The 25,784-nt window shown below is 68.1% G+C and carries 24 protein-coding genes, 2 pseudogenes and 1 riboswitch; of the genes and pseudogenes, 5 read left to right on the top strand and 21 right to left on the bottom strand.

Translation table 11 applies throughout. The features are described from left to right. Positions 1–18: 18 nt before the first annotated feature. The 12 genes from QWZ14_RS01105 to QWZ14_RS01050 form a co-directional block, all read right to left on the bottom strand. Complete coding sequence (locus QWZ14_RS01105; RefSeq protein ID WP_377756000.1) at positions 19–696, bottom strand: DUF2161 family putative PD-(D/E)XK-type phosphodiesterase; 678 nt, start codon at positions 694–696, stop codon at positions 19–21. A 381-nt stretch (positions 697–1,077) separates the two neighbouring features. After that, positions 1,078–1,914, bottom strand: coding sequence for a segregation and condensation protein A (locus QWZ14_RS01100; protein ID WP_290314706.1), 837 nt, complete (start codon positions 1,912–1,914; stop codon positions 1,078–1,080). Between the two features lie 180 nt (positions 1,915–2,094). Continuing rightward, positions 2,095–2,553, bottom strand: coding sequence for a hypothetical protein (locus QWZ14_RS01095; RefSeq protein WP_290314705.1), 459 nt, complete (start codon positions 2,551–2,553; stop codon positions 2,095–2,097). A 367-nt stretch (positions 2,554–2,920) separates the two neighbouring features. Further along, the gene (locus QWZ14_RS01090) at positions 2,921–3,706 is read right to left on the bottom strand and encodes an SDR family oxidoreductase (protein WP_290314704.1); all 786 of its coding nucleotides are present in this window, start codon (positions 3,704–3,706) and stop codon (positions 2,921–2,923) included. Then, entirely contained in the window at positions 3,703–4,686 is a 984-nt protein-coding gene (locus QWZ14_RS01085) for an ABC transporter substrate-binding protein (protein WP_290314703.1), read from the bottom strand. Before QWZ14_RS01085 ends, QWZ14_RS01090 begins: the two co-directional genes overlap by 4 nt. Next, entirely contained in the window at positions 4,683–5,432 is a 750-nt protein-coding gene (locus QWZ14_RS01080) for an ABC transporter permease (RefSeq protein WP_290314702.1), read from the bottom strand. The genes QWZ14_RS01085 and QWZ14_RS01080 overlap by 4 nt, the downstream gene beginning before the upstream one ends. Beyond that, positions 5,429–6,205 carry an ABC transporter ATP-binding protein gene (locus QWZ14_RS01075; protein ID WP_290314701.1) on the bottom strand — a complete coding sequence of 259 codons (777 nt, stop codon included), beginning with the start codon at positions 6,203–6,205 and terminating at the stop codon, positions 5,429–5,431. The genes QWZ14_RS01080 and QWZ14_RS01075 overlap by 4 nt, the downstream gene beginning before the upstream one ends. Next, entirely contained in the window at positions 6,195–7,553 is a 1,359-nt protein-coding gene (locus QWZ14_RS01070; protein ID WP_290314700.1) for an acyl-CoA reductase, read from the bottom strand. Before QWZ14_RS01070 ends, QWZ14_RS01075 begins: the two co-directional genes overlap by 11 nt. A 103-nt stretch (positions 7,554–7,656) precedes the next feature. Further along, positions 7,657–8,778: a LuxE/PaaK family acyltransferase gene (locus tag QWZ14_RS01065; RefSeq protein WP_290314699.1), complete on the bottom strand. Its 1,122-nt coding sequence runs from the start codon at positions 8,776–8,778 to the stop codon at positions 7,657–7,659. Positions 8,779–8,848: 70 nt separating this feature from the next. Then, positions 8,849–8,968: riboswitch (TPP riboswitch) on the bottom strand. A 450-nt stretch (positions 8,969–9,418) separates the two neighbouring features. Next, on the bottom strand, positions 9,419–9,658 hold the full coding sequence (locus QWZ14_RS01060) for a hypothetical protein (RefSeq protein WP_290314698.1): 240 nt from the start codon (positions 9,656–9,658) through the stop codon (positions 9,419–9,421). Further along, entirely contained in the window at positions 9,658–10,803 is a 1,146-nt protein-coding gene (locus QWZ14_RS01055) for a mandelate racemase/muconate lactonizing enzyme family protein (protein ID WP_290314697.1), read from the bottom strand. Before QWZ14_RS01055 ends, QWZ14_RS01060 begins: the two co-directional genes overlap by 1 nt. 189 nt (positions 10,804–10,992) lie before the next feature. Further along, on the bottom strand, positions 10,993–12,216 hold the full coding sequence (locus tag QWZ14_RS01050) for a YbfB/YjiJ family MFS transporter (RefSeq protein WP_290314696.1): 1,224 nt from the start codon (positions 12,214–12,216) through the stop codon (positions 10,993–10,995). 219 nt (positions 12,217–12,435) lie between these two features. Here QWZ14_RS01050 and QWZ14_RS01045 point away from each other — a divergent pair, with 219 nt between their 5' ends. Both QWZ14_RS01045 and QWZ14_RS01040 read left to right on the top strand, forming a co-directional pair. Next, positions 12,436–13,323, top strand: a complete 888-nt coding sequence (locus tag QWZ14_RS01045; RefSeq protein WP_290314695.1) for a LysR family transcriptional regulator — start codon at positions 12,436–12,438, stop codon at positions 13,321–13,323. Beyond that, positions 13,324–13,602 (top strand): annotated as a pseudogene (locus tag QWZ14_RS01040) (transposase); the annotation flags it as partial. It lies immediately after the preceding gene. A 33-nt stretch (positions 13,603–13,635) separates the two neighbouring features. On the opposite strand, the gene QWZ14_RS01035 reads toward QWZ14_RS01040, so the two are convergent. Next, on the bottom strand, positions 13,636–14,931 hold the full coding sequence (locus QWZ14_RS01035) for an MATE family efflux transporter (RefSeq protein ID WP_290314694.1): 1,296 nt from the start codon (positions 14,929–14,931) through the stop codon (positions 13,636–13,638). A gap of 110 nt (positions 14,932–15,041) precedes the next feature. Further along, positions 15,042–15,965: a ketopantoate reductase family protein gene (locus QWZ14_RS01030; protein WP_290314693.1), complete on the bottom strand. Its 924-nt coding sequence runs from the start codon at positions 15,963–15,965 to the stop codon at positions 15,042–15,044. A 99-nt stretch (positions 15,966–16,064) separates the two neighbouring features. Here QWZ14_RS01030 and QWZ14_RS01025 point away from each other — a divergent pair, with 99 nt between their 5' ends. Next, the gene (locus QWZ14_RS01025; RefSeq protein WP_290314692.1) at positions 16,065–16,631 is read left to right on the top strand and encodes a TetR/AcrR family transcriptional regulator; all 567 of its coding nucleotides are present in this window, start codon (positions 16,065–16,067) and stop codon (positions 16,629–16,631) included. 157 nt (positions 16,632–16,788) lie between these two features. Here QWZ14_RS01025 and QWZ14_RS01020 read toward each other — a convergent pair. Further along, a pseudogene (locus tag QWZ14_RS01020) lies at positions 16,789–17,760 on the bottom strand (IS5 family transposase). Positions 17,761–17,939: 179 nt separating this feature from the next. Beyond that, positions 17,940–19,409 (bottom strand): DUF6298 domain-containing protein, encoded by a 1,470-nt coding sequence (locus QWZ14_RS01015; protein WP_290314691.1) that lies wholly within the window; start codon positions 19,407–19,409, stop codon positions 17,940–17,942. Positions 19,410–19,724: 315 nt separating this feature from the next. On the opposite strand from QWZ14_RS01015, the gene QWZ14_RS01010 reads away from it, so the two are divergent. After that, positions 19,725–20,015, top strand: a complete 291-nt coding sequence (locus QWZ14_RS01010) for a hypothetical protein (RefSeq protein ID WP_290314690.1) — start codon at positions 19,725–19,727, stop codon at positions 20,013–20,015. Positions 20,016–20,120: 105 nt separating this feature from the next. Here the strand turns inward: QWZ14_RS01010 and QWZ14_RS01005 are convergent, their stop codons facing one another. The 4 genes from QWZ14_RS01005 to QWZ14_RS00990 are packed head-to-tail and all read right to left on the bottom strand — an operon-like array spanning position 20,121 to position 23,137. After that, entirely contained in the window at positions 20,121–20,822 is a 702-nt protein-coding gene (locus tag QWZ14_RS01005) for a DUF2161 family putative PD-(D/E)XK-type phosphodiesterase (protein ID WP_290314689.1), read from the bottom strand. Further along, positions 20,819–21,607: a segregation and condensation protein A gene (locus QWZ14_RS01000; RefSeq protein WP_290314688.1), complete on the bottom strand. Its 789-nt coding sequence runs from the start codon at positions 21,605–21,607 to the stop codon at positions 20,819–20,821. The genes QWZ14_RS01005 and QWZ14_RS01000 overlap by 4 nt, the downstream gene beginning before the upstream one ends. A 46-nt stretch (positions 21,608–21,653) precedes the next feature. Next, a complete protein-coding gene (locus QWZ14_RS00995; protein ID WP_290314687.1) occupies positions 21,654–22,238 on the bottom strand; it encodes a hypothetical protein in 585 nt (194 codons plus the stop codon). Between the two features lie 32 nt (positions 22,239–22,270). Then, positions 22,271–23,137: a site-specific integrase gene (locus QWZ14_RS00990; protein ID WP_290314686.1), complete on the bottom strand. Its 867-nt coding sequence runs from the start codon at positions 23,135–23,137 to the stop codon at positions 22,271–22,273. Between the two features lie 239 nt (positions 23,138–23,376). On the opposite strand from QWZ14_RS00990, the gene QWZ14_RS00985 reads away from it, so the two are divergent. Then, positions 23,377–23,736: a hypothetical protein gene (locus QWZ14_RS00985; protein ID WP_290314685.1), complete on the top strand. Its 360-nt coding sequence runs from the start codon at positions 23,377–23,379 to the stop codon at positions 23,734–23,736. A 262-nt stretch (positions 23,737–23,998) separates the two neighbouring features. Here the strand turns inward: QWZ14_RS00985 and QWZ14_RS00980 are convergent, their stop codons facing one another. Beyond that, entirely contained in the window at positions 23,999–25,243 is a 1,245-nt protein-coding gene (locus tag QWZ14_RS00980; RefSeq protein ID WP_290314683.1) for a GNAT family N-acetyltransferase, read from the bottom strand. Between the last annotated feature and the right edge of the window lie 541 nt (positions 25,244–25,784).

Below are 25,784 nucleotides of genomic sequence, written 5' to 3'. Positions count from 1 at the left end.
CCAAGCAAAAGGATGGCATCAGCGTGACGGCGTGGATGGCGCTGGCTCCCCTGCCCCGGTTTTGCCCGCGCCGGCGACGGCGCGGAGCCTGCTATGCCGGAATCTAGCGGTGCAATCTGGGTCATGCTGATGTGAAGGCAGGGATACAGGGCTGGCTATTGCGCCGCCGGCTAAGCTCAGACTGCGATACCTGACGTTGCGAGGCCCACCAGGCTGCCGCGCAACGCCGCTGAACCTGATTCGGTCAGACGAGACGCCGCGGCTCTCCCGTTCGAACCAGCCGTAGACGTTGCGCAGCATGAGGGTGCCGGCGTCGGGCGCGATCGTGCGCAGGGTTTGGGTGCTAACAGGCCCTGCGGCCATGGCCGTGGCGCAGGCTAAGGCTCTTTGCCAGTAGGCGGTGATGATCGGCTGGCGTGACGCGCCACCCTCGGTCGGGTCGCCCTGACGGCGCCGGTGTTCCTGCACCAACCGGCTGCGACGCTTTGCATTCGGCCGTGGCCGGTAGGGTGCCGGCTCGGCCAGGACCTCGACGGCTTGGCGTGCCGGGTCGACCGCCAGTAGCCCAAAGCCCAGCAGACGGCAGAGCTTGGGCGCCCGCCGATCCCGGTCACGGCCGCGTCGGGTGGCAAGGACAGCCAGCCAGACTTCATCCGGGGCGGCCAGGCGGTCGACGCCCTGGAGGATGAGTTCCAACGAGAGTGCGAACTTCAACTCGGTGATGACTACGATGGGTGGCTCGCCCGGCCGGATGCCGACGATGTCGCAGCCGCAGATCTCGCCCTTTGCTTCGTAGCCGAGGCTTTCCAGATGGCGCTTGACCGCGGCGTAGAGGGAGGTCTCGAGCCTGCGGCCAGTTGCCTTGACANCCAGGCGGTCGACGCCCTGGAGGATGAGTTCCAACGAGAGTGCGAACTTCAACTCGGTGATGACTACGATGGGTGGCTCGCCCGGCCGGATGCCGACGATGTCGCAGCCGCAGATCTCACCTTTGCTTCGTAGCCGAGGCTTTCCAGATGGCGCTTGACCGCGGCGTAGAGGGAGGTCTCGAGCCTGCGGCCAGTTGCCTTGACACGGTCATGCGGCGCTCTCCTGGCCGATCCTGTGGTCCGTCCGCGCCCGGAGAGTAATGGTCCCAAAGTCCTTGTCTTGGTCCATTTCCAGCGTGGCGTCGCGGGCGAGCTCGAGGCTGGCGACCAAAGTGCTGGCCAGCGCCGCCCGGTGCCGCAGCTGGCGCTGGGCCATGCCAGATGGGATGGGCGGCAGGCAGTCCGCTAGCGGCAGCCCGTCGGGCTGGTGACTGAGCAGTCGGGTGATGTGCTCGATCGCCTCCGGCACGCGCCAGAGTTCGAGCGGCGCCGGCTGGTAGGCGGGCGCCTGGGCCGGCTGTCCCGCCTTGCCCTCGAGCATGGCGAGCGTTGCCTCGAGGAAAGCCACGTAGAGCTCGGCCTGGGGCCTTGCCTGCCGCTCCATCTGCCCCCGGGCAAAGACCCGCAGGCCAAGCTGCGGCCCGGCGGCGAGCCAGTCGGCGGCGGCGCGCATGCGGGCCAGCTCGGCCAACTGGCCCAGCCGCCGGGTCGCCTCCGCCGCGGCGGCCTCGGCCACGGCGGGGCTTTCCGGGCAGAGCAGGCGGGCCTTGAGCAGGACGAGGTCGCTGGCCGCGACCAGCCAGGTGCTGCGGCGCGCGAGCGGGACGCGCGGGGCGCTGTCCTCGAGCGCGGCGACGAGCTGGTCGGTGAGGGCGACGATCGACAGCGGGCCGAGATCGACCCGGTGGCGACGGACCATCTCCAGCAGGAAGTCGAGCGGCCCCTCGAAGCCCGCCACGCTGAGCCGCGGCATCGCTTCGCCGGCCGGTGCCGCTGGCTTTCCCTGCCCGGCTGCCTCGAGCCAATCCGGGTCCGGCTCAGCCATTGGTGGCTTCATCATAGTGCGGCCGCAGGCTGAGGNGGTCAGGTCCGGCCAGGCGCGGCGGAGGGTCCGGAGCGCCGGCCAGGGCGACCAGTCGGCCGACCAGAACTCCACCAGCCAGTGGNGCCGGCCGGTGCCGCTGGCTTTCCCTGCCCGGCTGCCTCGAGCCAATCCGGGTCCGGCTCAGCCATTGGTGGCTTCATCATAGTGCGGCCGCAGGCTGAGGGTCAGGTCCGGCCAGGTGCGGCGGAGGGTTTTGAGTGCCGGCCAGGGCGACCAGTCGGCTGACCAGAACTCCACCAGCCAGTGGTCGGTCTGGCGGTTGCGGCGATCGGCCGGACTGGGCAGCAGCCGGACGTGGCGGAGGGCGCGGGTGGTGCCCGAGTGGCGCCAAAGCCAGCCCTGACTCTGTGGGTCCTCGGGTCCGAGCCGGAGGATGGCGGGGGGCACCGGCAGCAGGCGATGCAGGTCGAAGGGACAGCGCTGATCCGTGGCGGCGCTCAGCAATGCCCGCTGCTGCTGCAGGGCCACTGAGTCACGCAGCCGCCGCGCCAGGATCCGCGCCCTGGCCAGGCTGATGGCCCGTACCCCGTCGGCGGGGGCGGCCATGGGCAGGAACCAGTCCTCCTCCATCCAGTCCAAGTCGCGCTGCCAGGGGATGATCCCACTTCCCCTGGCAGCGGCCATCTTAGCTCGACTTGGCCAGTTTCTGGGTTGAGGTGGCGAAGTGAGCGAGAAACCACCCGCAGCATCAACGGCGTCGCGTTCCACGCCATTGAGGCAGGCAATCTGGGTCGTCCACTCCCGACCCTGCAGCACAAGGCGGTGACGGCGGCACCGGATACTAACGGCAGCGAGCCGGCAGGCAGTCGGGGTAGCAGGGCATCGCTACGGCGATTGGCCCCCTGCCCCCACCGTCTCACTGAAGCTCAACGGCCGCGTTCCATACCTGAACGGCACGGAGCCAGGGTGTGGGAGGCCCTAGCAATCCTTGGATCGGCACCAACGCTCAGACCGGGCTGGCTGCCATCACCAACCCTCCGTCTACAAACAGCGTCTGCCCAGTCACGAAGGCACTGAGGTCGGAGGCGAAAAATAAGGCTGGTCCTGCTATGTCCCCTGGCATGGCAAGGCGGCGCAGCGGCGTAGCGCCAATGATGGAATCGCGTAGGTCCTCGCGCGTGTTGCGGCTGGCGTCAGTGGGCCAGACCAAGCCGGGCGCGATACAGTTCGCGCGCAGTCCCTGCGGCCCAAGCTCTGCGGCCAGCGAGCGGGTAAAGCCGATGAGGCCCGCCTTGGCCGTGATGTAGTCGTGGTAGGGCACGGCAGGCCGTGCCACGAGGTTGCTTGCGATGGTCACGACGCTGCCGCCGGGCCGCCGCTCCATAATCGGGACGAAGGCTTGGCACCCGATGAAAGCGGCCCGAACGGAACCGTCGATCTGGCGCTGGTAGTCATCCCAGTGCAATCCCCGAAACGGCGTCCGGCGTTCGGCGTCAAAAAGGTAGGGCGCGAAGGCGTTGAGGACGAGCACGTCGAGGCGGCCGAACTCCGCGTCGACCCCACGCGCCATGGCAGCCACGGCCTCGGCGTCGGTCACGTCAGCCCGCCAAGGCAGCGCGTCGCCGCCCGCTGCGCGGCAGGCCTTCGCGGTGGCTTCAGCGGCCGCCTCGTCCCGCAGATAGTTGACCACTACCGCCGCCCCGGCCGCAGCGAAGCGTTCCGCGATCGCTCGGCCGATGCCGCGGCCGCCGCCGGTGATCAGGGCAACCCGCCCCGCAAGATCCGCCATCATCGCGGCAGCAATTCCGGCCGGATCACCGCGGAGACATCGATCCGATTTCGGATCAAACCGAGCTCGTGCAGCATGTCTGCGCCCCGCTGCATCACCCCTGGGTCGAAGTGCCCCAGCCCGTCGCGGCGCGTCGTCTCGGAGATGGAGGAGGCGTTGCGGAGATCGATGATTTCGCGGTTCATCGCTTCGTCGCGCCCGTTGATCACGCGGGTGACGGCGAGCCGGGCCGCCTCGTCCGGCCGGTCGATCATCCACCGGGCGCTGTCGCGGTAGGCTGCCAGGAAGTCCGCGATCAATGCACCGCGCTCGCGGAAGGCGCGCTCCGTCACCACGAAGACGTCGGTCGGAAGATTGATGGTATCGCGCACCTCGATCACGGTGAAGCCCTTCAGGCCGCGGGCGCGTGCGACGTGCAGGCCGGTGTCGGTGGCAGCGGCGGCGTCCACCTGGCCTTGGATGAGGGGGCCGAAGTTGAGCGGCCCGGCCACCTCCACCGTGACGTCCGAGTCCTTCAGCCCGGCAGCGTGGAGCAGCAGCATCAGGTGGATCCAGGTGCCGCTTCCACGCGCGTAGACGCTGACGCGCTTCCCCCGCAGGTCCGCCGGCGTAGCGATGCCGCTGCAGGCACGCGCAACAAGGTTGAACACGTTCTGCGGGTAGATGTTGTACACTGCCACGAGCCGCTCGCCCGCGTCGATCGCTAGGAACAGCAAGGCGGGGTCGGTGAAGGCAATGTCCGCGCGCCCCGTTAACATGTTCTGGATCGCTGATGCGCTGCCCTGTCCGGGCAGGTAATCGAGCGCGATGCCGCGCGCCCGGAAGATGCCTTTGTCTGGCTCGGCGAGCATGTTGGTGACCTCGCTGATCGGCGGGCTCCAGCCCGCGACCGTCACCTTGCGCAGCTCCTGCGCGGCACCGTGACGTATGCCGAGGGGCGCGGCCATGGAGGCGAGCAGGGCGGCGCGTCGCGGGATCGTCATGAATCGAACCTTTCGGAGAGGATCAGGCGTTCGGCGAGCAGCGCACCCTGGTAGGCCGCGCTGCCGAGCGCGGCGATGGCGAGGAGGAGGGCGAACATCAGTGCCGTGTCCATCATGCCCTGCGCCGCCATGACGGCGGCGCCCAGGCCCTCGCGGCCCATGATGAACTCGCCCACGACGGCGCCGACCAGCGCCAGCACCACCGCGACGCGGAAGCCCGCGAGGATCACCGGCAGCCCCGTCGGGAGGCGCAGCCGCAGCAGGGTCTGCCAGCGGTTAGCGCGCAGCATGCGGAACAACTCCAGCCGCGACGCATCTACGCGGCCGAGGCCCGTCACTGTGTTCTCCAACAGCGGGAAGAAGCAGACGAGCGCGGTGATGACGATGATGGAGCGCATCCCGAAGCCGAACCAGAGCAGGAAAAGCGGTGCGAGGGCGAGCTTGGGCACTACCTGGCTGGCGACGAGGTAGGGATGCGCGAGGCGGCGCAGCGCCGGGCTCTCGGCCAGCAGCGCCCCCACTGGCAGGGCGAAGGCTGCCCCGGCGGCGAGGCCCATCACCATCTCCCCCGCCGTCACCGCCATGTGCCGCAGCAGCCGGCCGCCCGCCAGCTCCTCCGCCAGCACGGCCGCGACGCGGCCGGGACGCGGCAGCACCAGCTCCGGCAGCGGGACCAAGCGGCAGGCCAGCTCCCAGCCGCCGAGCAGCGCCACGAGCAGCAGCAGATGGGTGAGGCGGTGGATCATGCCCGGTCCAGCGCCTCGCGCAGCACCCTGCACCGCGCGTTGAAGCCGGGATCGTAGCGGATGCCCGGCGGGCGCGGGTGCGGCAGGTCCACCGTGACTTCCCCGGTGATCCGCCCCGCCGCCATCAGCACCACCCGGTCGGCCAGGAACACGGCCTCGGCGATGTCGTGCGTCACGAGCAGAGCGGTGACGCCATCGCGCGCGCAGAGGGCGGCCAGATCCTCCTGCAGCGCCTCGCGCGTCAGGGCGTCGAGCGACGAGAAGGGCTCGTCCAGCAGTAGCACGCGCGGTGAATCCACAAGGGCGCGCGCGATCGCTACGCGCGCCTGCTGCCCACCCGAGAGCTGTCGCGGATAGCGCCCCGCGAGGCTGCCCAGCCCCAACCCGTCGAGCAGCGCCAGCGCGCGATCCCGCCCGCCGCGCCTGGGCCCGCGCCGCAGCGAGAGGGGCAGCAGCACGTTCTCCAGCGCCGTGCTCCAGTCCAGCAGCGTCGGCGTCTGGAAGACGAAGCCTACTCCCTCTGCCGGGCCTTGCGGCGCGCGGCCCTCCAGGCACACGGTCCCGGTTCCAGGCGGCAGCAGACCGGCGGTGAGCTTCAGCAGCGTGGTCTTGCCGCAGCCGCTGCGGCCCAATAGCGCGTGGAAGGCCCCCGCCGGAACGGTCCAGTCGATGCCCGCCAGGATCGGCGGGTGGCCCGGCGGCGCATAGCCCACCCCCGCCAGCGTGATGGCGGCTGCGCCGGGCGGCGCGGGGGCGATGGGCTCAGTCGGCATGGGGCGCGTAGAGCTCCGCCTGCGCCTCGGCCGCCGGTTCGATCTCAGTCATCGTCACGAGGTCGAGCAGATTGAAGCGGCCGTCATTGTGCCAGCCGGCCTCGGGGACCGTCATCGCGCCCAGCGCCGCGATCCGCGTTACCCCGACTGCGCCCAGCGCCTCGGCGAGCGCGTGCAGCCGGCGCGGCGGAGCGGCGACGCCGGCGCCTTGCAGCAGGTCGCGGAAGGGCGCAACCAGCGCCGCCGCCTCCTCCAGGGCATCGAGCGCCACCACCGTGACGCTGCGGTTCAGCGCCGCGGGGCGCAGGGGTTCGGCGGCGTCGGCGTAGGAGACGCACCAGCCGAGGTCCGGGCCAAACATCACCGACCGGCCCGGCTCTACCATCGCCCGCGCCTCCTCCCCGTCTCGCCAACCGGCGAGGGCCGCGGCCTCAGCGAGCGACAGGGCCCGTCGCGGGTGGCGTGCCTCGGCCGCCGCCAGCGCTGCCGCCAGATGCCGGGCAAAGGCGGCGGGGTCCACCGCGCCGCCGCGCTCGGCGAAGATCATCTGCGGCGCGAAGCATCCCTGCTGCTCGAAGCGCGCGATATCGCGCGCCGCCAGTCCCGCCGCGGCCGCCGCGCGGCCAGCCGTCAGCGCCTCGCGCGAGACCAGGGCGAAGCTCACTTTGTGGCCGTGCCCGACGAAGCGCGTCGTGGCCGGCAGACGGTTGCGGATTGCAGCCAGCGTCGCGTTGCCGCCATAAGCCACCACCGTGTCCGCGGCCTCAAAGGCCGCGTCTTCGGCCGGGTCCGCACCGCCCTGCCAGCAAAGGATACCGAGGCAGCCGGCCAGGCGCGGTTCCACCTCGGCAAGCAACCCGGCGAACCAGCCGGCCAACAGTGGTTCTGCGGCGGAGACCTTGCCAATCGTGCCTGCCTTCACCAGCAGGCCGCGCGCCAGCCCCCAAACCGGCAGGCCAGGCACGTTGCCGGCCCAGACGTGGAGTAGCAGCGCCGGCCCCCAGGCGCGTGCAAGCCCGCCGCGCGGCATCGGGCGGAAGCCGTCGAGCATGCCGGGGTCGGGGAAGTCGGCGGCGAGGAAGCGACGCAGTTGTGGCAGGCGAAAGTTGCGAAAGGTGGCCGTCAACCCCAGCCGGACGCTTTCAGCGTCGTAGCCGGTGACGATTGGCAGCAGTGCTTCCGCCTTGCGGCGCAGAGGATGGGCACGATCGAGCATGCGCTCCGCGGCAGCGTCGATTGCGGCGGCGATGGCGTCTACCGGCATCGCTCCCAGCACGGCGCGCGCCTCGTCCCGGATCTGCCCGGCCAGGGCCGCCATGCCCGCCGCGTCGAAGGCGGGCAGCGCCACCTCCAGCGGATCCCCGCCGCCCGCGAAGCGCTCCGTCCGCCAGCCGTGGTCGGGCGGTGAAGAGGGCAGATATCCTCCCATCTCTCTCACGCGGGCGGCGCCCTCAGGCGCCGGCCGGCGTGCGGGCAGCAGCGAGGAACTCCTCTACCGCCAGTGAGCACCCCTTGGCCTCGGTGCCACCCACCCGGCCGAGCAGCAGGAAGCCGTCCTCCCGCATCACTCCCACATCCTCCGTCAGGATCGCCGAGACGACGCCGAGATGGGCGAGGTCATGATGCGCCAGAACGCCCGGCGTGCCGGGTGGGACGTCCCGGCCGGTAAGCGGGTCCACGACGCGCGAGCGCAACCAGGGCATCCCGCGCTTGACCGGGGGCAGCCCGGCGTTGCCGTCGTCATAGAACTGCGAGGACAACTCTGTCATGCCGTACATGTTGACACAGAGCGCCGCCGGCACGCCGAAGGTCTTGCTCAGCCGGGCGTAAAAGACCTCGGGAGGCACCTCGCGCGACTGGCCCTTGAAGCCGCCCGTGTCGAGGATGCGGCTGCCTAGCGGCAGGGCGAAGCGCTGCCCCTCCGCGTCCAGCGCATCGAGGAGCCCCACGAAGGCATAGCTGGCGCCGAGCAGCGCGAAGGGCTCGCCCGATGCTTCTGCCCCGCGCAGTGCCGCGACAAGCGCGGGCCTGTCGATCCCGGCCGGCCCCATCATCGTGCGGCTGCCAGGCGTCCCGAAATGCCGGAGCGCGAGCGCGAGGTAATGCGCCAGCGAGGAGTTCGGCAGTGACGCCTCGTCCGGGAAGAGCACCGCCATGGCCATGGGCGCGGCGCCGCGCATGAAGAAGTGCTCAAAGCCTAGCCGCATCGAGCGGTCGTAGAGGTCAAGCGAGCGGTGATGCACTTGCCCGCGTCGGCCGGCCCGCGTGGTGCCACTCGTCATGAAGACCCGCGCGGCCCGGTCGGGCGGCGTGCAGCCGATGTCGAGGTCCTTGAAGGCGCTGATCGGCACGGTTGGGATCTCGCGCCAGGAACGCACGGCACGAGGGTTACGGCCGCGCTGCCGGGCGAAGCGGCGATAGGCAGGGTCGTGCTCGAACTGGAAGGCGAAGATATCGAGGGCGAGCGAATCGAAGGTGGCCTCGTCCGGCGCCGGTGTGGCCATCATGGCCTCCACGCGGGCGCGCAGAGCCGCCTCGGTTCCTCCGAGCGCAGTTTCCTCAACAACGATCATCCTACCTCCCCTTCCGCATGGCCGCGCAGAGACACAGAGCATACAACGGAAGAAGGGAGGGCTGCCGATCGGACGCCCGGTATCCGCATCCCTCCGCCAGCACGACCTGGATCAGGTTCAAAGGGTTACCCCGCTCCCTATGGGATCGGCGGACTCTCAGCCTCCTGTCGAAGCACCCCTGCTATGGTCGAAGAAGTAGGTAGGCTCGGCAGGGCTGTCAAATCGGTAAAGCGCTACCGTGAGGACTCGTCAGGCCCGGAAGTGGGGAGGCGCCCTTGTGCCCCTGCTCCGGCACAAACCCCACGCCGGTCTGGAATGTTATCTATGGGAATGGGCAACGCGCTACTGCGTGGCACCGAAGGTCAGCATCCAGATCAGCCGCCGCCGCAGCGCGAGGTCCGCTTGCGGCCGCGGCGGTGCACGCCAATCCTCTCACGATCCATGGCTTCCAGTTCGGCCTCGACGGCGAAGACGGACACCTCGATGTCGGCCAGAGCGTTTTAGCCGTCACCACGGCTGGGGCGGGAACAGGCTGGCGGAAACGGGAAGGATAAGCGGAATCCGAATGGCTGGTGCGAGAATCGCCCCAAGATAGTCCGCCCAGCTCACCAGCACGATCCATGTCCCGGAGCCGACCCGATCAGCCTGGGTTTTCGCGTACCGATTCCAAAACCTGACGCTTGGTACCCATCGCGCCATAGCCGCTTTCGATCCAACTCATACCTTCGCTGCCTGGAAGCCAGTCCGCTTTTGGCCGCAAGTAAACCTTCTCCTGATTAGTCGCGCCGACGGTTCGACCCGGAGCGGCCTTTGGAGAGGTGTAGAGGAGCAGAACCTTGGCCGCGCGGGCGAGCGTGCCAACCTGCTGCGTGATGCGCATCAGGCATCTCGGGAGGTCCTCGAGGTAACGTACTGGTCGAAAGCCTCAACATTCGGTTCGATACCGAGGCCAGACCCTGCCGGCACGGCCACCATCCCATCCGTTACCCGCAGGATTGGTTCGATCAGCAGGCTGCGCAGCGGGTTGGGGTTCGCGTCCATCTCCAGCATGCCGTTGCCGCGGACAACGGCAAGCAAGTGCAGCGAGGCGAGCTGCCCGATGCCGCCACCTAGAAAGTGCGGGCAATAGGCCCGGCCCGATGCCACGACAGCACGCGCCACCGGCAGCGTGGCCGAGGCTCCGCCCCATTTGCAGCAATCAGGTTGTACAACGCCAAGATGATGGCCCGCGAGCGCCTGATAAAAGTCCAACGCGCCGCGCAGGTTCTCCCCCGCCGCCAACGGCGCCGAGCAGCTGCCGGCCACCTGCGCCCATTCCCAGGCTGGCCGATCCGCGGCAAGCGGCTCCTCGATCCAGGTCAGCGGAAACTCACCGAGGACACGAACCATCCGCATCGCGGCCGGCAGCTCCCAGCCCTGGTTGATGTCCACCATCACCCGCTCATCGGCCTGCCGGCCGTCAAAGACCGGGCGCAACGTAGCGATGTCACGCGCCTCGCCGAAGCCGATCTTGATCTTGAAGGCGCGGTGGCCGACGGCACGCGCTTCTTCCACCTGTGCCAGTGCCTGCGCTCCCGGATTGAGGCCACTGGCATAGACCGGCACCGGGCCGCTGTTGGTCCCGCCCCACCAGCGCCAAAGCGGGAGGCCGGCCCGACGCGCCAGCAGGTCGTGCAGCGCCAGGTCAGCGCCGGCGAGGGCGGCCGAGAACGCCCCCGGCTCGCCAGCCTGCAGGCCCCAAAGGTGCAGCGCCCGATCCGCCTCCGCCCAGAAGGCCGCGGGATCGCTGATGCTGCGGCCGAGCAGGCGGGGCGCGATGAAGGCGTCGAACAACCGCGCCCGGTGCTCCGCGCCGATGGTCGGGAAGTTGGACCAGATCTCGCCCCAGCCGGTCACGCCATCCGCGTCGGTGAGGCGGACGAAAACCGCGACCCGCTCCGCCATGGAGCCGAAAGCATTGACGACAGGCACGGCAATGGGCGCACGGCAGACGAAGCTCTCGGCGCGGATGATGTGCGTGGACATGGTTCCTCCGGTCTGGCGTTGGGTTATTCCAGTATTAACAGCACCATAGGTCTTGCCCGCACCAGCACGGGAAGGCTCGCCACAGCTCTAACTTTTGCTGAGACACCTCCGACTGAACGCTTGAAGGGTGCCCCGCAGGGTCCCGGATGCATCGGGTCGCTTCGCCTGCTGCGGCAGCGGCGCATGTCCTCAGCCTCCGGAGCGGTCCACTGCAGCGGGACCATGATCTCCGATCGCCTTCGGCATGTTTACCCCGATCCCCAGGACCGCCGCGGCTAGGAGTGCGCCGGCGGCAAGGAGAGTGGGCAATACGAACCCCCCTGTCCGGTCGAGCAGGAAGCCCGCGAGCACGGGCCCCGCAATTTGCCCGACGCTGAAACTGGCGGTCAGCAAAGCGAAAGCACGGCGAGGGTCTCCTCCGGCAAGCCGGCGCCCACCTGCAAGACCGAGGGCCGTGATGCCCATGAATGTCCCACCCAGGAGCGCCGCCGCCATGAGCGCGCCCGTCGCCGTTGGCCACAACACGCTTGCCGCCACGCCCGCCGCTTCGACCAGGCAAGCGACTGCGAAGGCGCGCGAGATTCCTATCCGGGTTCCAAGCCACGCCCAGGCTGCGACCGAGGGCGCTGCCGTAATGCCGACGATAACCCAGACGAAAGGCTCGATCGGACGGATCTCAGGGCTGGCCCGCACGATGGCGACCAGGAAGGTCGCGGTGACGATGTAGCCAAATCCGAACAGACCGTAGGCCAGCGTCCAACGCGTCATCGACGAGGCTGCGGCGAGCCCGGCTGGCCGTGATACCGGGGTGACCGCGGCACGCGGCGCTTCTCGACCAGGGACCAGCCAGGCCACAAGCGGCACGGTCGCCAGGGCGGCTGCACCGGAGCCAAGCCAGAGGAGGCGCCAATCGGCCCCGGCCGTCAGGAGCGAAGAGACGAGAACGGCCGAGAGCCCAATGCCAACCCCGACGCCGGCGAAGTGCAAGGACGACAAGCTGCCCCGGCCTGCTGCCGCGAGGCGGTCGAGCACCAGCGCTGAGGCGAAAACCAGCACGAAGGCACTGGCGGCACCGCCAATGCCACGCAGGGCGAGGAAGGCCGGCAGGGAGGAGACGAGGCCCATGGCGCCCGTGGTCGCGGCGCCGAGAGCAAGCGCTCCGAGCAGCCAAGTCCGCCGAGATCCCGGCAAGCGCGGCGCCGCGGCCAGTAGCGCGCCGGTCAGGTAGCCGACGAGGTTGGCCGAGGCGATCAGGCCCGCCTCGCTGTTCGCCATCCTCAGCCCCTCGACCATGGCGGGCAGGATGGGCGTGTAGACAAAGCGGCCGATGCCGATGGCCGAGGCCAGCGCCAGCAGGCCGCCCAGGGCAAGGGCGACGGGACCGGACTCCGCCTTGCCTTGCAGGCGCGACATCAGGGATGTGCCATCCGATAACGGTTTGAGACCATGGCGATCGGATCCATCGGCGCGAACAGGATCAGGTGCTTCATGCCGAGCAGTTTGGTCAGGCGCGTTGAGATCGGCATGACGGCTCCTTGGGTACGGAATCCCAGTCACCTTGCCTGGGACTGGACATGATCAAAAACGATTTGTCATGATCGGAGCCATCTGTTCAGGCGATGGGAGAAGAGCATGGAGCTCGTGGACTTGGAGACCTTTGCCGCGATCGCCCGGCATGGCGGCGTCACCCGGGCTGCGGCGGCGCTGAACACCGTGCAATCCAATGTTACGGCACGCCTGAAGGCGCTGGAGCTCGAACTTGGTGCTCGGCTGTTCGAGCGGCACAGCCGCGGTGTCGTCCTCACCGCGGCCGGGCAGCGCCTGCTGCCTTACGCCGGCCGGGTCCGGGCCCTGGTCGCGGAGGCGCAACGCGTTACGGCCGATGACGGCATTCCGCGTGGCCCTTTCCGCCTGGGCGCCATGGAGACGACGGCGGCGCTACGTTTGCCGCCGTTGCTCGTCACCTATGCGCGGGCCTGCCCGGAAGTGGAACTGGTTGTCAGCACCGGCTCCACCGCGATGCTGCTGCAGGAGGTCCTGGAGCACCGACTGGATGTCGCCCTGGTGGCTGGCCCCGTAGTGCATGCCGAGTTGGAAGAAGAGGCAGCCTTTGAGGAGGAGCTGGTGCTGGTGACCGCGCCGAACCTGCGCGGCCCTGATGCACTGGCCGGGGCGGGTGGGCTGAAGGTGCTGGTGTTCCGGGCCGGCTGTTCCTACCGGCAGCGACTGGAGGCGATCCTGGCGGCCCGCGGCATCGCCGGCGCGCGCTGGTTGGAATTCGGTACACTTGATGGCATCTTGGGTTGCGTCGCGGCCGGGGTTGGCGTGACCTTGCTGCCCCGGATCGTGGTCGAAGCGGCAGCACGTGCGGGCCAAGTGAACCTGCATGTCCTGCCTATGGCGGAGGCGAAGGTCGCCACGGTGCTGGTCCGCCGCCGCACCGCTTATGTCTCCAGTGCCCTCGACGCCTTTCTGGCCATGGTCCGGATCAACCGCCCCTTGGTTGCGGCAGCTGAATAGTCAACCGATGACCGGGGGTACTGCATCGACCCCTCGGGCTACGACGCGCGCAAGAAGAGCCATGTCCTGGTCGACATCCAAGGCCTACTGATGCAGGCCATCATCCACACCGCCGACATCCAGGACCGCGATGGTGGCGTGCTGCTGATGGGGTCGCTGTTCGGTCTTTACCCCTTCCTGCTGAAGCTCTACGCCGACGGCGGGTACCAGGGCGCCACCTTCCAGGCCGGGCTGTGCACGACCTGCCGCCAGATCAACATTGAGATCGTCAAGCGATCGGTGTGGCCATCAGCGACCTCGACAGCGCCAACTTCATTTGGCTATAGCGAGACCCTCCGGCTCGGGTGCCTGGCGAAACCAAGCACCCGAGCTGGTCACCACCGCCAACACCACTCCATAGACCACCAGCCCCGCCGCCAGCGCAGCGAAGACCCAGGCCAGAGATCCCGTCATGTGCAGGGCGACCCAGCCGCCGCCCACCGCGATTACCAGCCGCAGCAACCCGCCGAACAGCGGCCAGCCCAGCCGCCCCGCCCCCTGCGAGGCGAAGTAGAGCGACAGGCCCAGCCCGAAGAAGCCATAGGTCGGCCCCACCACCCGCAGATAGGCCGCCCCCGTCTCCAGCATCCGCGGATCGGCGCCGAACAGCCCCAGCCAGGCCTCCGGCCAGATCGCTGCCACCAGCCCAATCGTCTCAGTGACCACAAAGGCCAGCGCCCCTCCGGTCAAGGCAATCCGCAGCGCTCGTGCGCCCTGTCCCGCACCGATATTGGTGCCGACCAGCGCCACCAGCGGTGCCCCCAGCCCAAAAACCAGCGGCACCAGCAGGTATTCCAGCCGAGTGCCCGTGCCATAGCCGGCCACCGCATCCGGCCCACCGGCCCGCGCCACCACCGCCGTGGTCAGGGCGATGGTCAGCGTGGTCTGCAGGGTGCTGACCGAAGCAACCGCGCCCACCGCCAGGATGTCGCGGAACAGCGCCCAGCGTAGCCGCGCCCAGCGCAGCCGGGCGATGCTCCGCCCCGAGATCACTGCCCAAGCCAGGATGACGGTGGACAGCGCCATGCCCGCCACCACCGCCCAACCGGCCCCGGCAATGCCCATCGCCGGCACCGGCCCCAAGCCATAGATCAGCAGTGGCGAGAGCGGCACCAGCACCACCACGCCGATGATGATGGAGATCGAGGGCAGCATCATGTTGCCCGTGCCGCGCAACACGCTGGCAAAAGCATTACTAAGCCAGATCATTATCGCGCCGCCGAAGACGATGTCGGAATAGGCGAGCGCCGCCCGCAGCGAGCCGCCCTCCCCGCCCAGCGCCGCGTACAGAGCCGGGCCGAACCACAGCACCAGCGCGGTGAAGCCCAGCCCGAAAGCGCCGTTGATGACCAGCGCATGAAGCACCAGGGCATCTGCATCACCGCGCCGGCCGCCGCCCAGCGCCCGGGCGATCGCCGAGGAGATTCCCCCGCCGATGGCGCCTGCCGAGAGCATCTGCATCATCATGAAGCCAGGGAAGACCAGCGCCATCCCGGCCAGCGCATCGGTGCCAAGATGCGCCACCCACCAGGTTTCGATCAGCCCGACCGAGGCCTGGGCAAGCATCACCAACGTGTTTGGCCAAGCCAGCTTTAGTAGCGTCGGCACCACAGGCCCATGCAGCAGAAGCTGGGTTCGCGGGCTCATTGTCGAGGCAAGCGGCGGCGCCGTCATCGCGTTCATGCGGCACCACGAGCGTTGTAGACCTGCAACTGGGCATAGGCGGCTTCCAGCGTCGGCGCCGCGAGCCCATGCTCCCGCCCGCGGCGAATCAGGTCGCCGATGACGTGTTCCGCCTCCAGCCGCGGCGCACCCTGCTGGATGTCCCGCATCATCGACGCCGCCCAACGGGACTGTGGATCGCCCAGCGTCCGGTCCGCCTGGGCCACCGCCGCCGGCCGCGGCGCGTGGCCATGTGCCGCGGCAATCGCCCGTACCTCCGCGATGGTCCGCGCCGCGACCGCCGCGCCATCCGCGGTTGCCAGCACCTCGCCGATCGTGCCGCGCAGCAGGCAGGTGATCGCCGCACCCGCCGCCAGCATCGCCCATTTCTCCCAAAGGTCCTGGGTGATCTCCATCGAGGCCCGGGCCGTCACCTGCGTCGCCGCGAAAACTTCGCCCAGCGCCTCTACCGGCGGCGTCAGCCGGCCGCTGCGATCCCCGAACAGCAGCGTATCCATCGGGCTGGTGTGCCGGATCGTCCCATCTGGCTCCAGCGTGGTGGCAATATAGGCGACGCCGCCCAGCACCCGCCCGGCGCCGAAGCGCGCATCCAGCACATCGAAATGCGCCAGCCCGTTCAGCAGCGGCAGCACCACGCTGATCTCGCCCACCGCCGGGGCGATCGCCTCTATCGCTGTTGGTAAGTCATAGGCCTTGCAGGTCAGCAGCAACGCATCGAAGGGCTGGTTCACTTCACCAGCGAGCAAGGCTGGCACCCTCATCCGCCGCTCCTCGCCGTGGCTGGACACCACCAGCCCGTCGCGTTCAAGTTGCGCCGCCCGGCCCGGCCGGACCAGGAAGCTAACATCCGCGCCGGCCTCGGCTAATCGCAGCCCGAAGTAGCCACCGATCGCTCCGGCACCCAGGACAAGGATCCGCATCGCCAGCCTCCACTTTAATAGCGGTCGCCATCTAACTGGACATTGATTGCACTCGCTATTAAAACAAGTCAAGCGACACGGTGACGGAAGGGGGTTTCGATGCGCGTCTCAAAGGAACAGGCCGCCGGCAACCGGGCACGGATCCTAACGGCCACCGCCCGGATGATCCGCGAATCTGGCATCAACGGGGTTGGCGTCGACGCGCTGACCAAGGCTGCTGGCCTGACCCATGGCAGCCTCTACAGCCAGTTTGGCTCGAAGGACCGGCTGGTGGCCGAGGCCCTCATGCTTGCCATGGAGGTCAGCGGCGAGAAGACCCGGAAGGAACTGGCCGAGGGCGGCAGCCTCACCACCCTCGTCGCCCGCTACCTCTCCCCTACCCACCGCGATGCCCCCGGCAACGGCTGCGCGATCGCCGCCATCGGCCCCGAGGCCGCTCGCCAAGGCGCCGGCATCCGCGCCGCCTTCACTCATGGCATTCGCGGCTTCGCCGCCCGCGTTGCTGCCATCATGCCGCGCGAGCGCCGGGATTCGGCTGAGGATGCGGCGCTTGCCACCGTTGCCAGCCTAGTCGGCGCACTGATCCTGGCCCGCAGCGTCGACGACCCCGCGCTGTCCGACCGCATTCTCGCCGCCACCGCCGCTAGCCTAACGGATACGCCTTGATACTTCCCCATTGGCTTGCTCCCGCGTTGACTCGGCGTGGCATCCACTAAAACTTGACCCGATCGGGGGCAGGCCAGGGCTGATACCGCCAAGCCGCCAGTGGGCCGTGTTGCAGGGATCGACAGGACGAACGCAGTAAGCCCAGCCCAGGCTGGGTTCAGGCGGAGCGGACGGAGGTCGGGCGTCCCAGCTCCAACATGCGGTTCGGAGCATGGACGGCAACATCCACCTCGGTCACCCGATGCTGGTCGGTGCGGCAGCGCAGCCCATCACCCATCACCTGCTTGAACCTGCCGATGGTGGCCTCGACGCGGGCTCGGATGGTGTAGCCAGATGCCTTCTGCCAGGCCGCTCGTCCGTGCTCGGTGATGCGCTGCAAGTTGCAGTCCCGCTGCGTTGGTTCGGTTTCAGCCGTATCGCTCGGCACGGCCGTGGATCGCGGCGGCACGATGATCAGCGCTTCCGGATGACGCTCGGTCACCGCAGCGGCAACGCCTTCCTGGTCGTAGGCGCCGTCCGCGGTGAACGAGGCCACCCATGTCGTCACCTAGTCGAGCAAGGGACCAACCTGGGAGCCGTCATCAACGTCGTTGGTGGTCAGCAGTGCTGCGACAATCTGGCCAGTCTCGGCGTCCATGCCGATGTGCAGCTTCCGCCGGGACCGGCGCGTTTTGGTGCCGTATTTCTCCAGCAGCCACTCGCCCGCGCCGCAGAGCTTCAGGCCGGTGCTGTCGACCAGCAGGTGGGCGGCTTCACCCTGCGTGCGCAGCCGGGGCCGGGGCACCTCCAGCGTCTCAGCCCGGCGGCACAGGGTGGTATGGTCGGGCACCGCTAGTGCCAGCCCAAGCAGGTGGAAGATGGAACCAATCAACCCCTCCGTTTGGCGCAAGGCTAGGCGGAATACCGCCCGCAAAGTCAGCGCCGTCAGGATCGCCAGGGGAGAGTACCAGGGCTGCCCGCCTGGGGTGGTGCGCGGCGCGGCGCTCCAACCCTCGATCGCCGCGTCGGAGAACCACACCGTCAGACTTCCGCGCTGGCGCAGGCTGGCGTCGTACTCGCGCCAGTTCATCACCTTCCGCTTCTGCTTAGGGATATGGCGGCGGCGGCCCTGATTCAGCGCGAACGGCAAGATGGGCATCCGTGGTCAAAGGAGAGGTAAACCTCCTACGGCGGCCCGGCCTGCAGTGCTACTGGCCAGATCCGTGCACCAACGCTACGCCTACCCGAAACAGGGAAGACCGTGATCTACACGGTGATGTTGCGCATCATGCTCCGGCGCATCGCTACCTGATCCGTCTTTCCAAACAGTCAATAAGGTACCGGTGTCAGCAGCAGAACCGATGCGTTTCCCAAAAATTCGGGCGGCGGGTTCATGGTACGGCTGGCGCCGCCTTGCACGACAACGCCGCTGACCCACGAGACTAATGAATCTCGCGCCTTTAACCAAGTAGCTTGGAAGCCGCCGCTCCATCCGAGGAGGTCTATTGTGAAATGGCCACCATCCGGATTGTACACCACGCAACTCACACCGGGCTTGACGAGAGCGAAGCTCGTGCTGGCGAAAGAGATATTGGGTCCGAAGTCACGCAGGCTGCCACCAACGCGGTCTATCGATAAGCGAATGGCTGTCATGGCGAAGCGGTTATCAAGCATGCCCCGCGGCGGGTTGTGCAACGCCGCGTCGAAGTCGAGCGGGTTCGAGATGCCTGTGCCCGCCAGGCTGTCCATATTGAGAACGCCCTGGCACCCGCGGGTGAGCATCCGCCAGCACCAATCGGGTGAGCCACCCATGCCGAAGCTGTGGTCTATGTCAGCGATCCAGGGCCTGTTGCCATTCAGCCGCGGGCTCCGCTCGTCGAGGTAGACCCCCGCAATGTCGGCATTGCTGTCCACAGCGGCCGCGTTGTCCTGCTCAGTGCCGTCGTTCGGGCCGATCGTCCACGGCGCCGGTGTGGAGAACCAGACCGGATGCCGGCGAGTTTTATGGTTCTCCTGATACGAGTGAATGAACTCCACGACCCAGCGGAAAAAACTGACATGCATTGTGGTGTTCAGTGGCTCGTTGCACGTCTCGTAGATGACGTTGTCGTAGGGATTGCAGAGATCGATCATGTGCCTGAGATAGGCTTCGTGTACTGCCATCAGTGACGCATTGCCAAGGTTGTATGCCCAATCGAGCTTGTCGCCGCCGAGTGCGTTGATCCCGTTTATGTTGTTGTCGGGGTGGCAGGGGTGGCTCAGCCAATTGTTCTTGGTGGCCGTCTCGGACGCGTTGATGCTCCATTGGTTGTACAGCATGACGCTGACGTAGATATCGGCATCCGCCAGCGCCTGCAGCCGCTGCTGGTAGCGCCGATCCCAGGTCACGTCGAAGGTCGTGAGGTCAAACTTTGGGTGACCGTCGTTGGCGGTGCCGGGCCCGGTCCGCCGCCACGGGTGCGGTGCCGAGTTCCATGTGCCGTCGCGCGTGTTTTCCCAGCGCCAGCCGCGGACGAAAGTCCAGGCGTTGGCACGATACCATTCAAGAAATTGGGCGAAGTCTAGTTGCGGCGGCGGGTCGCCGCTGCGGTAGTCCTGAAATGGAGCGGTCCAGTTGTGCGAACCGACGAGGACGGGGACGCGGCCGTCGGGCCGCGCCAGCCAAATCGCATTGGTGCCGCTGTCCGCGGCCCGCGTGAGTGGGCCCATCGCGGCCGGGTCTAGGCGACGCGGCTGGTCCGCTTGGGCGAGGCCCGAAGCGAAGCCAGATGCGACGAGCAGTGCACGGCGGCCGATCACCCTAAGATCCTGCGCGCTTGACGGATCCCGGTTCGGTCGTGGTCGTGGACGCGCAGCGGCCCGAGGGCAAGCGCGCCGCGAGCCGGCGAGGTGACACCGGGCTGCGGGATGGGCGGTGGCGAGGTTCCGTGACCGTCAGGCATGCAGGAATTCCAGCAAAGTGAACGGGCCGTAGGCCGCGGCCTCGATTGTGGCATGGCAACGGTGGGCGCGGCAGGACGAATCCGACTGCCCGGAACCTCCGGGACTGCACACCTAGTGCTATGTCCAGCATGCTCTTACTTTGGAAAACCTTGAGCGGGTTTGGAGCAGCGGATGGCTGAGGACAGGTTTGAGGAACTGCGCGGTGAGATTGTAGCGCTCGAAACTGCTCTCGCAGCCGCGTTCGGTGAGATTGCTGTGTTGCGCGCATCAATCGAAGGCGGCGGACTGGACAGTGCGCTCGCTGCCATGGAAGGCATGGCGGCGCAACTTGAAGGCTCTGTCCTCCGTGGCGTTGTTGGTGCAGAGGAGTTGGGTCAGCCCGCAGCGGCCTCGGGCTTCGAGCGCCGAATGGAGCAAATAGCCCACGCGTTACGCAACGCGATAGCCTTCCGCCAACGGTGACCGCTACTCCTTGATGATCGGGCTGTCAGACCTTCGGCCGTCATGCAAGGTCGAGGATCGTCTTCGCCAAAGTACAAGGGCTGGCTCTTGCAAAGCCAGCGAAGCTCAGACTGCGATACCCGACGTTGCGGGGCCCACTTGGCTGCCGCGCAATGCTGCTGAGCCAGATTCGGTCAGGCGATAGACGCCGCGGCTTTCCCGTTCGAACCAACCGTAGACGTTGCGCAGCATGAGGGTACCGGCGTCGGGTGCAATCTTGCGCAGGGTCTTGGTACTGACGGGCCCTGCGGCCATCGCCATGGCGCAGGCCAGTGCCCTCTGCCTGTAAGCCGTGAGAATGGGCAGACGCGTTGAGCCACCTTCGGCAGGGTCGCCCTGGCGGCGCTGGTGTTCCAGCACCAGCCGGCTACGGCGTTTGGCATTCGGCCGCGGGCGGTAGGGTGCTGGTTCGGCCAGGACCTCGACGGCTTGGCGCGCCGGGTCGACCGCCAGCAGCCCAAAGCCAAGCAGGCGGCAGAGCTTGTGGGCCCGGCGGTCCCGATCGCGGCCGCGCCGGGTGGCGAGGACGGCCAGCCAGACCTCGTCCGCGGCGGCCAGCCGGTCGACCCCCTGCAGGATGAGTTCCAGCGAGAGCGTGAGCTTCAGTTCGGTGATGACAACGACGGGTGGCTCGCCCGGCCGGATGCCGACGATGTCGCAGCCGCAGATCTCGCCCTTCACCTCGTAGCCGAGGGTCTCCAGGTGGCGCTTGACCGCGGCGTAAAGCGAGGTCTCGAGCCTGCGGCCGGTTGCTGTGACGGCGGTCATGCGGCGTTCTCCTGGCCGATCCTGTGGGCTGTCCGCGCCCGGAGGGTGATGGTCCCGAAGGCCGCCTCCTGGTCCATGTCGAGGGTGGCGTCGCGGGCCAGTTCGAGGCTGGCGACCAAGGTGCTGGCCAGCGCCGCCCGCTGCCGCAGCTGTTGCCGGGCCATACCAGATGGGATGGGCGGCAAGCAGTCCTCGAGTGGCAGTCCTTTGGGCTGCTGATTGAGCAGTCGGGTGATGTGCTCGATGGCCTCCGGCACGCGCCAGAGGTCGAGCGGCGCCGGTTGGTAGGCGGGGGCCTGGGCCGGCTGTCCCTCCCGGCCCTCGAGCATGGCGAGCGTCGCCTCCAGGAAGGCCACGTAGAGCTCCGCCTGGGGCCTGGCCCGCCGCTCGGCCTGGCCGCGGGCAAAGACCCGCAGGCCGAGCTGCGGCCGCGCAGCGAGCCAGTCGGCGGCGGCGCGCATTCGGGCCAGCTCGGCCAGCTGGCCGAGCCGCCGGGTCGCTTCCGCCGCGGCGGCCTCGGCCACGGCGGGGCTTTCCGGGCAGAGCAGACGGGCCTTGAGCAGGACGAGGTCGCTGGCGGCGACCAGCCAGGCGCTGCGGCGCTCGAGCGGGACGCGATGGGCGCCGGCTTCGAGGGCGGCGACGAGCTGGTCGGTCAGGGCGACGATCGACAGCGGGCCGAGGTCGACCCGGTGGCGGCGGACCATCTCCAGCAGGAAGTCGAGCGGCCCCGCGAAGCCCGCCACGCTCAGCACCGGCATCGCGTCGCGGACCGATGCGGTCATCCCCCCCTGCCCGGCCGCTTCCGGCCAATCCGCCTCAGCCAAGGGGTCAGCCATCACCAACCTCGTCGTAGTGCGGCCGCAGGCTGACGGTCAGGTCCGGCCAGGCGCGGCGGAGGGTCCGGAGCGCCGGCCAGGGCGACCAGTCGGCCGCCCAGAACTCCACCAGCCAGTGATCGGTCCGGCGGTTGCGGCGATCGGCCGGACTGGGCAGCAGCCGGACATGGCGGAGGGCGCGGGTGGTACCCCAGTGCCGCCAGAGCCATCCCCGACTCTGGGGGTCCTCGGGCCCCAGCCGGAGGATGGCGGGTGGCACCGGCAGCAGGCGGTGCAGGTCGAAGGGGCAACTCTGATCCGTGGTGGCGCGCAGCAGGGCGCGTTGCTGCTGCAGGGCCACTGAGTCGCGCAGGCGGCGGGCCAGGATCCGCGCCCCGGCCAGGCTGATGGCCCGCACCCCGTCGGCGGGGGCGGCCATGGGCAGGAACCAGTCCTCCTCCAGCCGGTCGAGGTCACGTTGCCAGGGGATGATCCCACTTCCCCTGGCGGCGGCCTGGAAACGCCGCACGGCCCCGCTGGCGCCGGTGACGTGGAGGGTGTTGCGCAGCCAGTCGGTATGGGCCGGTGCGAGGGGCACGGGCCCGGATCCTGACTCGGACGGCATGGCGCTCACCGGGGCCGCGGCGGGCTGGTGGAGGAGGCCGGCGGGAGGCGTGCCCCGGCGCGCAGCCCCTCGGGCGAAAGGCGGCGGCCGGCGGGCAGGCGGAGCCGCGCCAGGGCCGCGCGGCGGCGGAGGATGCGCCAGACGCCCTGCGGGCTGAGCCGGTCCTCCAGCGTCCCGGCGGCGGTGACCCGGCGGAACACCGCACCGTAGTCGATCCGCGCCTGCCGCAGCCAGGCCTCCAAGGCGCGGACGGGGCAGCGGTCCGAGTCAGGGGCGCGGGCGAGTTTCAGCGCACCCTGGGCCGTCTCCACCACCATCCCCGCCGCGGTGAAGCGCAGCTGCTCGCGGTCGAGCGCCACCAGGGCGGCGCGGCGCAATGCCGTGGCCTGAACCAGTAAAAACAGCGCCCGGTCGCGCCGCCCGGCCAGGTCGTCGCCGCAGCTGGCGAGCAGCGGCCGGAGCGCGGCCTCGCCCAGCGCCGCGGCGGGCCGCACCGGGGTGGCCTGACGGGCGACGAGGTCGCGCAGGGTGGCGCGGATCAGCGGCTGGGCCGGGTCCCAGGCCTGGCCCGCCCGGCGGTGCCGGTCGGTGATCGCCGCCAGCCGGCGGCGCAGGCCGCTCGGGCCGAGCCGGCCGGCGAGGCTGGCCAGATGCCCGGCGACGGCCTCCGGCGTGGCCGGCAGCGCCGGCTGCCCGGCGGCCGCGCACCACCCGGAAAAAGCCTGCCAGTCGGCGGCATAGGCGCGGCGGGTATGCGCCGAATGTGGCTGCCCGGTGGTGGCGTGGTGGGTGGTGATGGTGCTGGGTCCCCTGCCCCGGTCGGTCCTGCCGGTGGCCGCGCGAGCCTGCCATGGCGGGCTCGGCTGCGGCAATCGGACTGCGGCTACCGCAAAGGCACGATAACAGTTCTTTCAGTGCCCACATGCCTGTAACCCATTGATATTGGGTGCCCTTTCCAGATCAGACGGCATTTTGCCATTTTCCGCCCCCATTCCGTCCGCTAAACCGCATTTAAGGACGGAATAGGCATAGAGCGGACCCGTGCAGCCCATCCACTGCCCGGCAGGATCCTCAGGCTATGCCCCCGCGGGGGTTGGCTGGAGAGGGCAACATGCGGAAGCCATTCATTGCGATGATGACGGTATCGAGCGCGGTAATCTTCGTAGCGGTCGGGCAGGAAGCGACCCGGTTCGACAGGCCGGTCCTCACCATGGACGGTGCCGTGCTCTGCCCGCGTCAGGAGCAAATCAGTGCGGTCCGTCGTGCGCTGGAAAACAATGACCGCCCTGCTGCCGACCGGATGGTTGCCGCATCCTGTAAGGTGGTTGGCCCGGACATTCGGCTCAGCGTTGTCTCGGCTCCCGGCCTCCGCGATCCAGACGTTGAAGTTCGAGTAGCCAGCGCCCCCGGGCTTGACCCTTCGCTGCCGCGCGGCCCGCGCTGGACCCTGAAAACCATGGTCCGCAACTAGACCAGCTGCTCCACGCCAGCGGCGGCTTCATCCCAGTGGCGCCACCGTCCCCGCACGGCGCGAAGGCGCTGGCCGTCGGTGGCCAAGGCCGGCGCCACCGCTGTCAAATCCGCCAGCGTCTGTGATGAACCTTCGCGCCTGCCGAGGTCAGCTTTCGGGCGTAAAACGGCCGTGTGCCGTGAGTTCCCGGATTGAGGGCGTCACCCCCAACTCAACCGGTGAGGAGGCATCTGCCGGCGGTGATGGCGTCGTTGCCTCGTTGCTACCGGAACCTTCTGGATAAACGGTCCTGGAGCATGGACCGAAGCGTGCGGTATTTCGTTTTCACAGACAAAGGGAAGCGACGGCGTGCTGACGTCTCAGCACGGTGGAAAAGAACAGATGTCAACTTGAGCAGGGCCGGGAGCAGACCAACGCGGACCAGGTGCAAGTCCTGGTAGGTATCCTCCTCCATATGCCAGTTCCGGTGCCAAGCCGCATCGCTCATATAATTGATTTCGCGCAGTTGAACGCGAGAGTAGGCATCCTTGTTAACGGCTTCCGTCAAAAGGGTGCCCGGTGCGCAATCTGCGAACTCCTCATCGAAGGCGATCTTCGGAAGCATGAGCGCTTCTCTGCCCCGCAGTCCCATTCCCGCAGCGATGAGGCGACCTTCGATCGTCAACGTGTGCCATTCCAGGCGGCCCTTCTCGGCGAAATTGTTGAACAGGGCCTTGTAGAAGGCGACCTGGCTTGCGTCGGTCGCAATGGCGGATTTTTCGCGCCCCTTCCAGCCCGAAGCCTCGAGGCGAAAGAACTGTTCCGGCATATCTTCGCTGAAGATCGATGCTTCACCAAGGAGGAGCGAAACCTTGCCCTTGTCGTCGAGTCGTTTGCGGTATCTCTTCAGGTTTCTTCGTAGGTTTCCAAGCCCGGCGAAGTAGGCGTCATAGCCCTTGGTCAGGTCGACAAGGTGGTGGACGTGTGCCACTCCGTGAATCGCAATATAGGCTGGTGCGGCGTTCTTCAGAGCGCCCCACAGCGGTGAATTCTGTCGCACACGGTAGAAGTCGATCCCGAGATGGGCCGGTACTTGCACGCGTATCTCGGAGAGGAGGGCCCGGAGCACTGGCCCTGCATGATCCGGCGACAAAAGGATATCCCCTGACGGCGTGGTCGGGCCATCGAAGGGGGTACGAAGGATCGCGCCGTGTTCCCCGAGGAAACGATGGGGCGTAACTATAATGGGCAGCACACCGAGAAGATCATGGCCGTTGTAAGCAAAGCTGCAGAACCAACGCTGGCACGGCGTCAGACGATAGCGAAAGAAGGCATCGACCCAGCCCGGAAACAGTATGGGAATGTCCTGCTTGGCGGTCAAAGCGAGCTGATCCCACGCCGCCAGATGGATTTGCATGTCATCGAAGCTGGAAACGGTCAGGCAGCGCAGGGCGGGAAGGTTATTATTTTCTGAGGCCATCTCCCCCGGGATCTGTAACTCTGAAGACGTTTCCGTTTCTTGTATCATAATTTTTTCTTACTTTTCAGCCCGGGTCTGCCGTAATTTTGCTGCTGCGTAAAAGCTTTTGTCCAACAAATAATATCTCGGTCTGTCCGCTGGGGTCAGCATCGGGGCCGGTGCACGCGCATGGCCAGACCTGGGCCAGACCGGGCCATGGACGGCGAGTTCGGGCAAACCGGCGTGGTTTTTACTGAGATCTGGGGTGATGGGGCCCATCACACGACCAGAGCGGCAACAAGGGCGCCAAGAAGGGCTTTGCCACGGCGCCGGGCATTGTGGACGAACTCGAAGAAGCCAAGGTAGAGAGCGGTAGCTTCTCTTGTGAGATGCCCCGGTGCGGACGGAGCCAGGAGCGCAGCAGGGACCACGTCCCCTCCATGGTATTGACGTGGATCTCGCAGAAGCCATCGCCATCCTCGTCGCGCGCATACTCGCCACGGGCGTGGCAGACAGTCTTGTGCCGTAGCCCCAAGCCGGCAGGCGGGCGTAGATGTCGTACTCGTCGGTATAGCAGGCTGCTGAAAAGCGGTTCGAAAAAGCGGCCGAC

It is taken from the genome of Paeniroseomonas aquatica, from assembly GCF_030409335.1.
GTDB lineage: Bacteria > Pseudomonadota > Alphaproteobacteria > Acetobacterales > Acetobacteraceae > Belnapia > Belnapia aquatica.
This window is presented reverse-complemented; position numbering and strand designations above follow the sequence as displayed.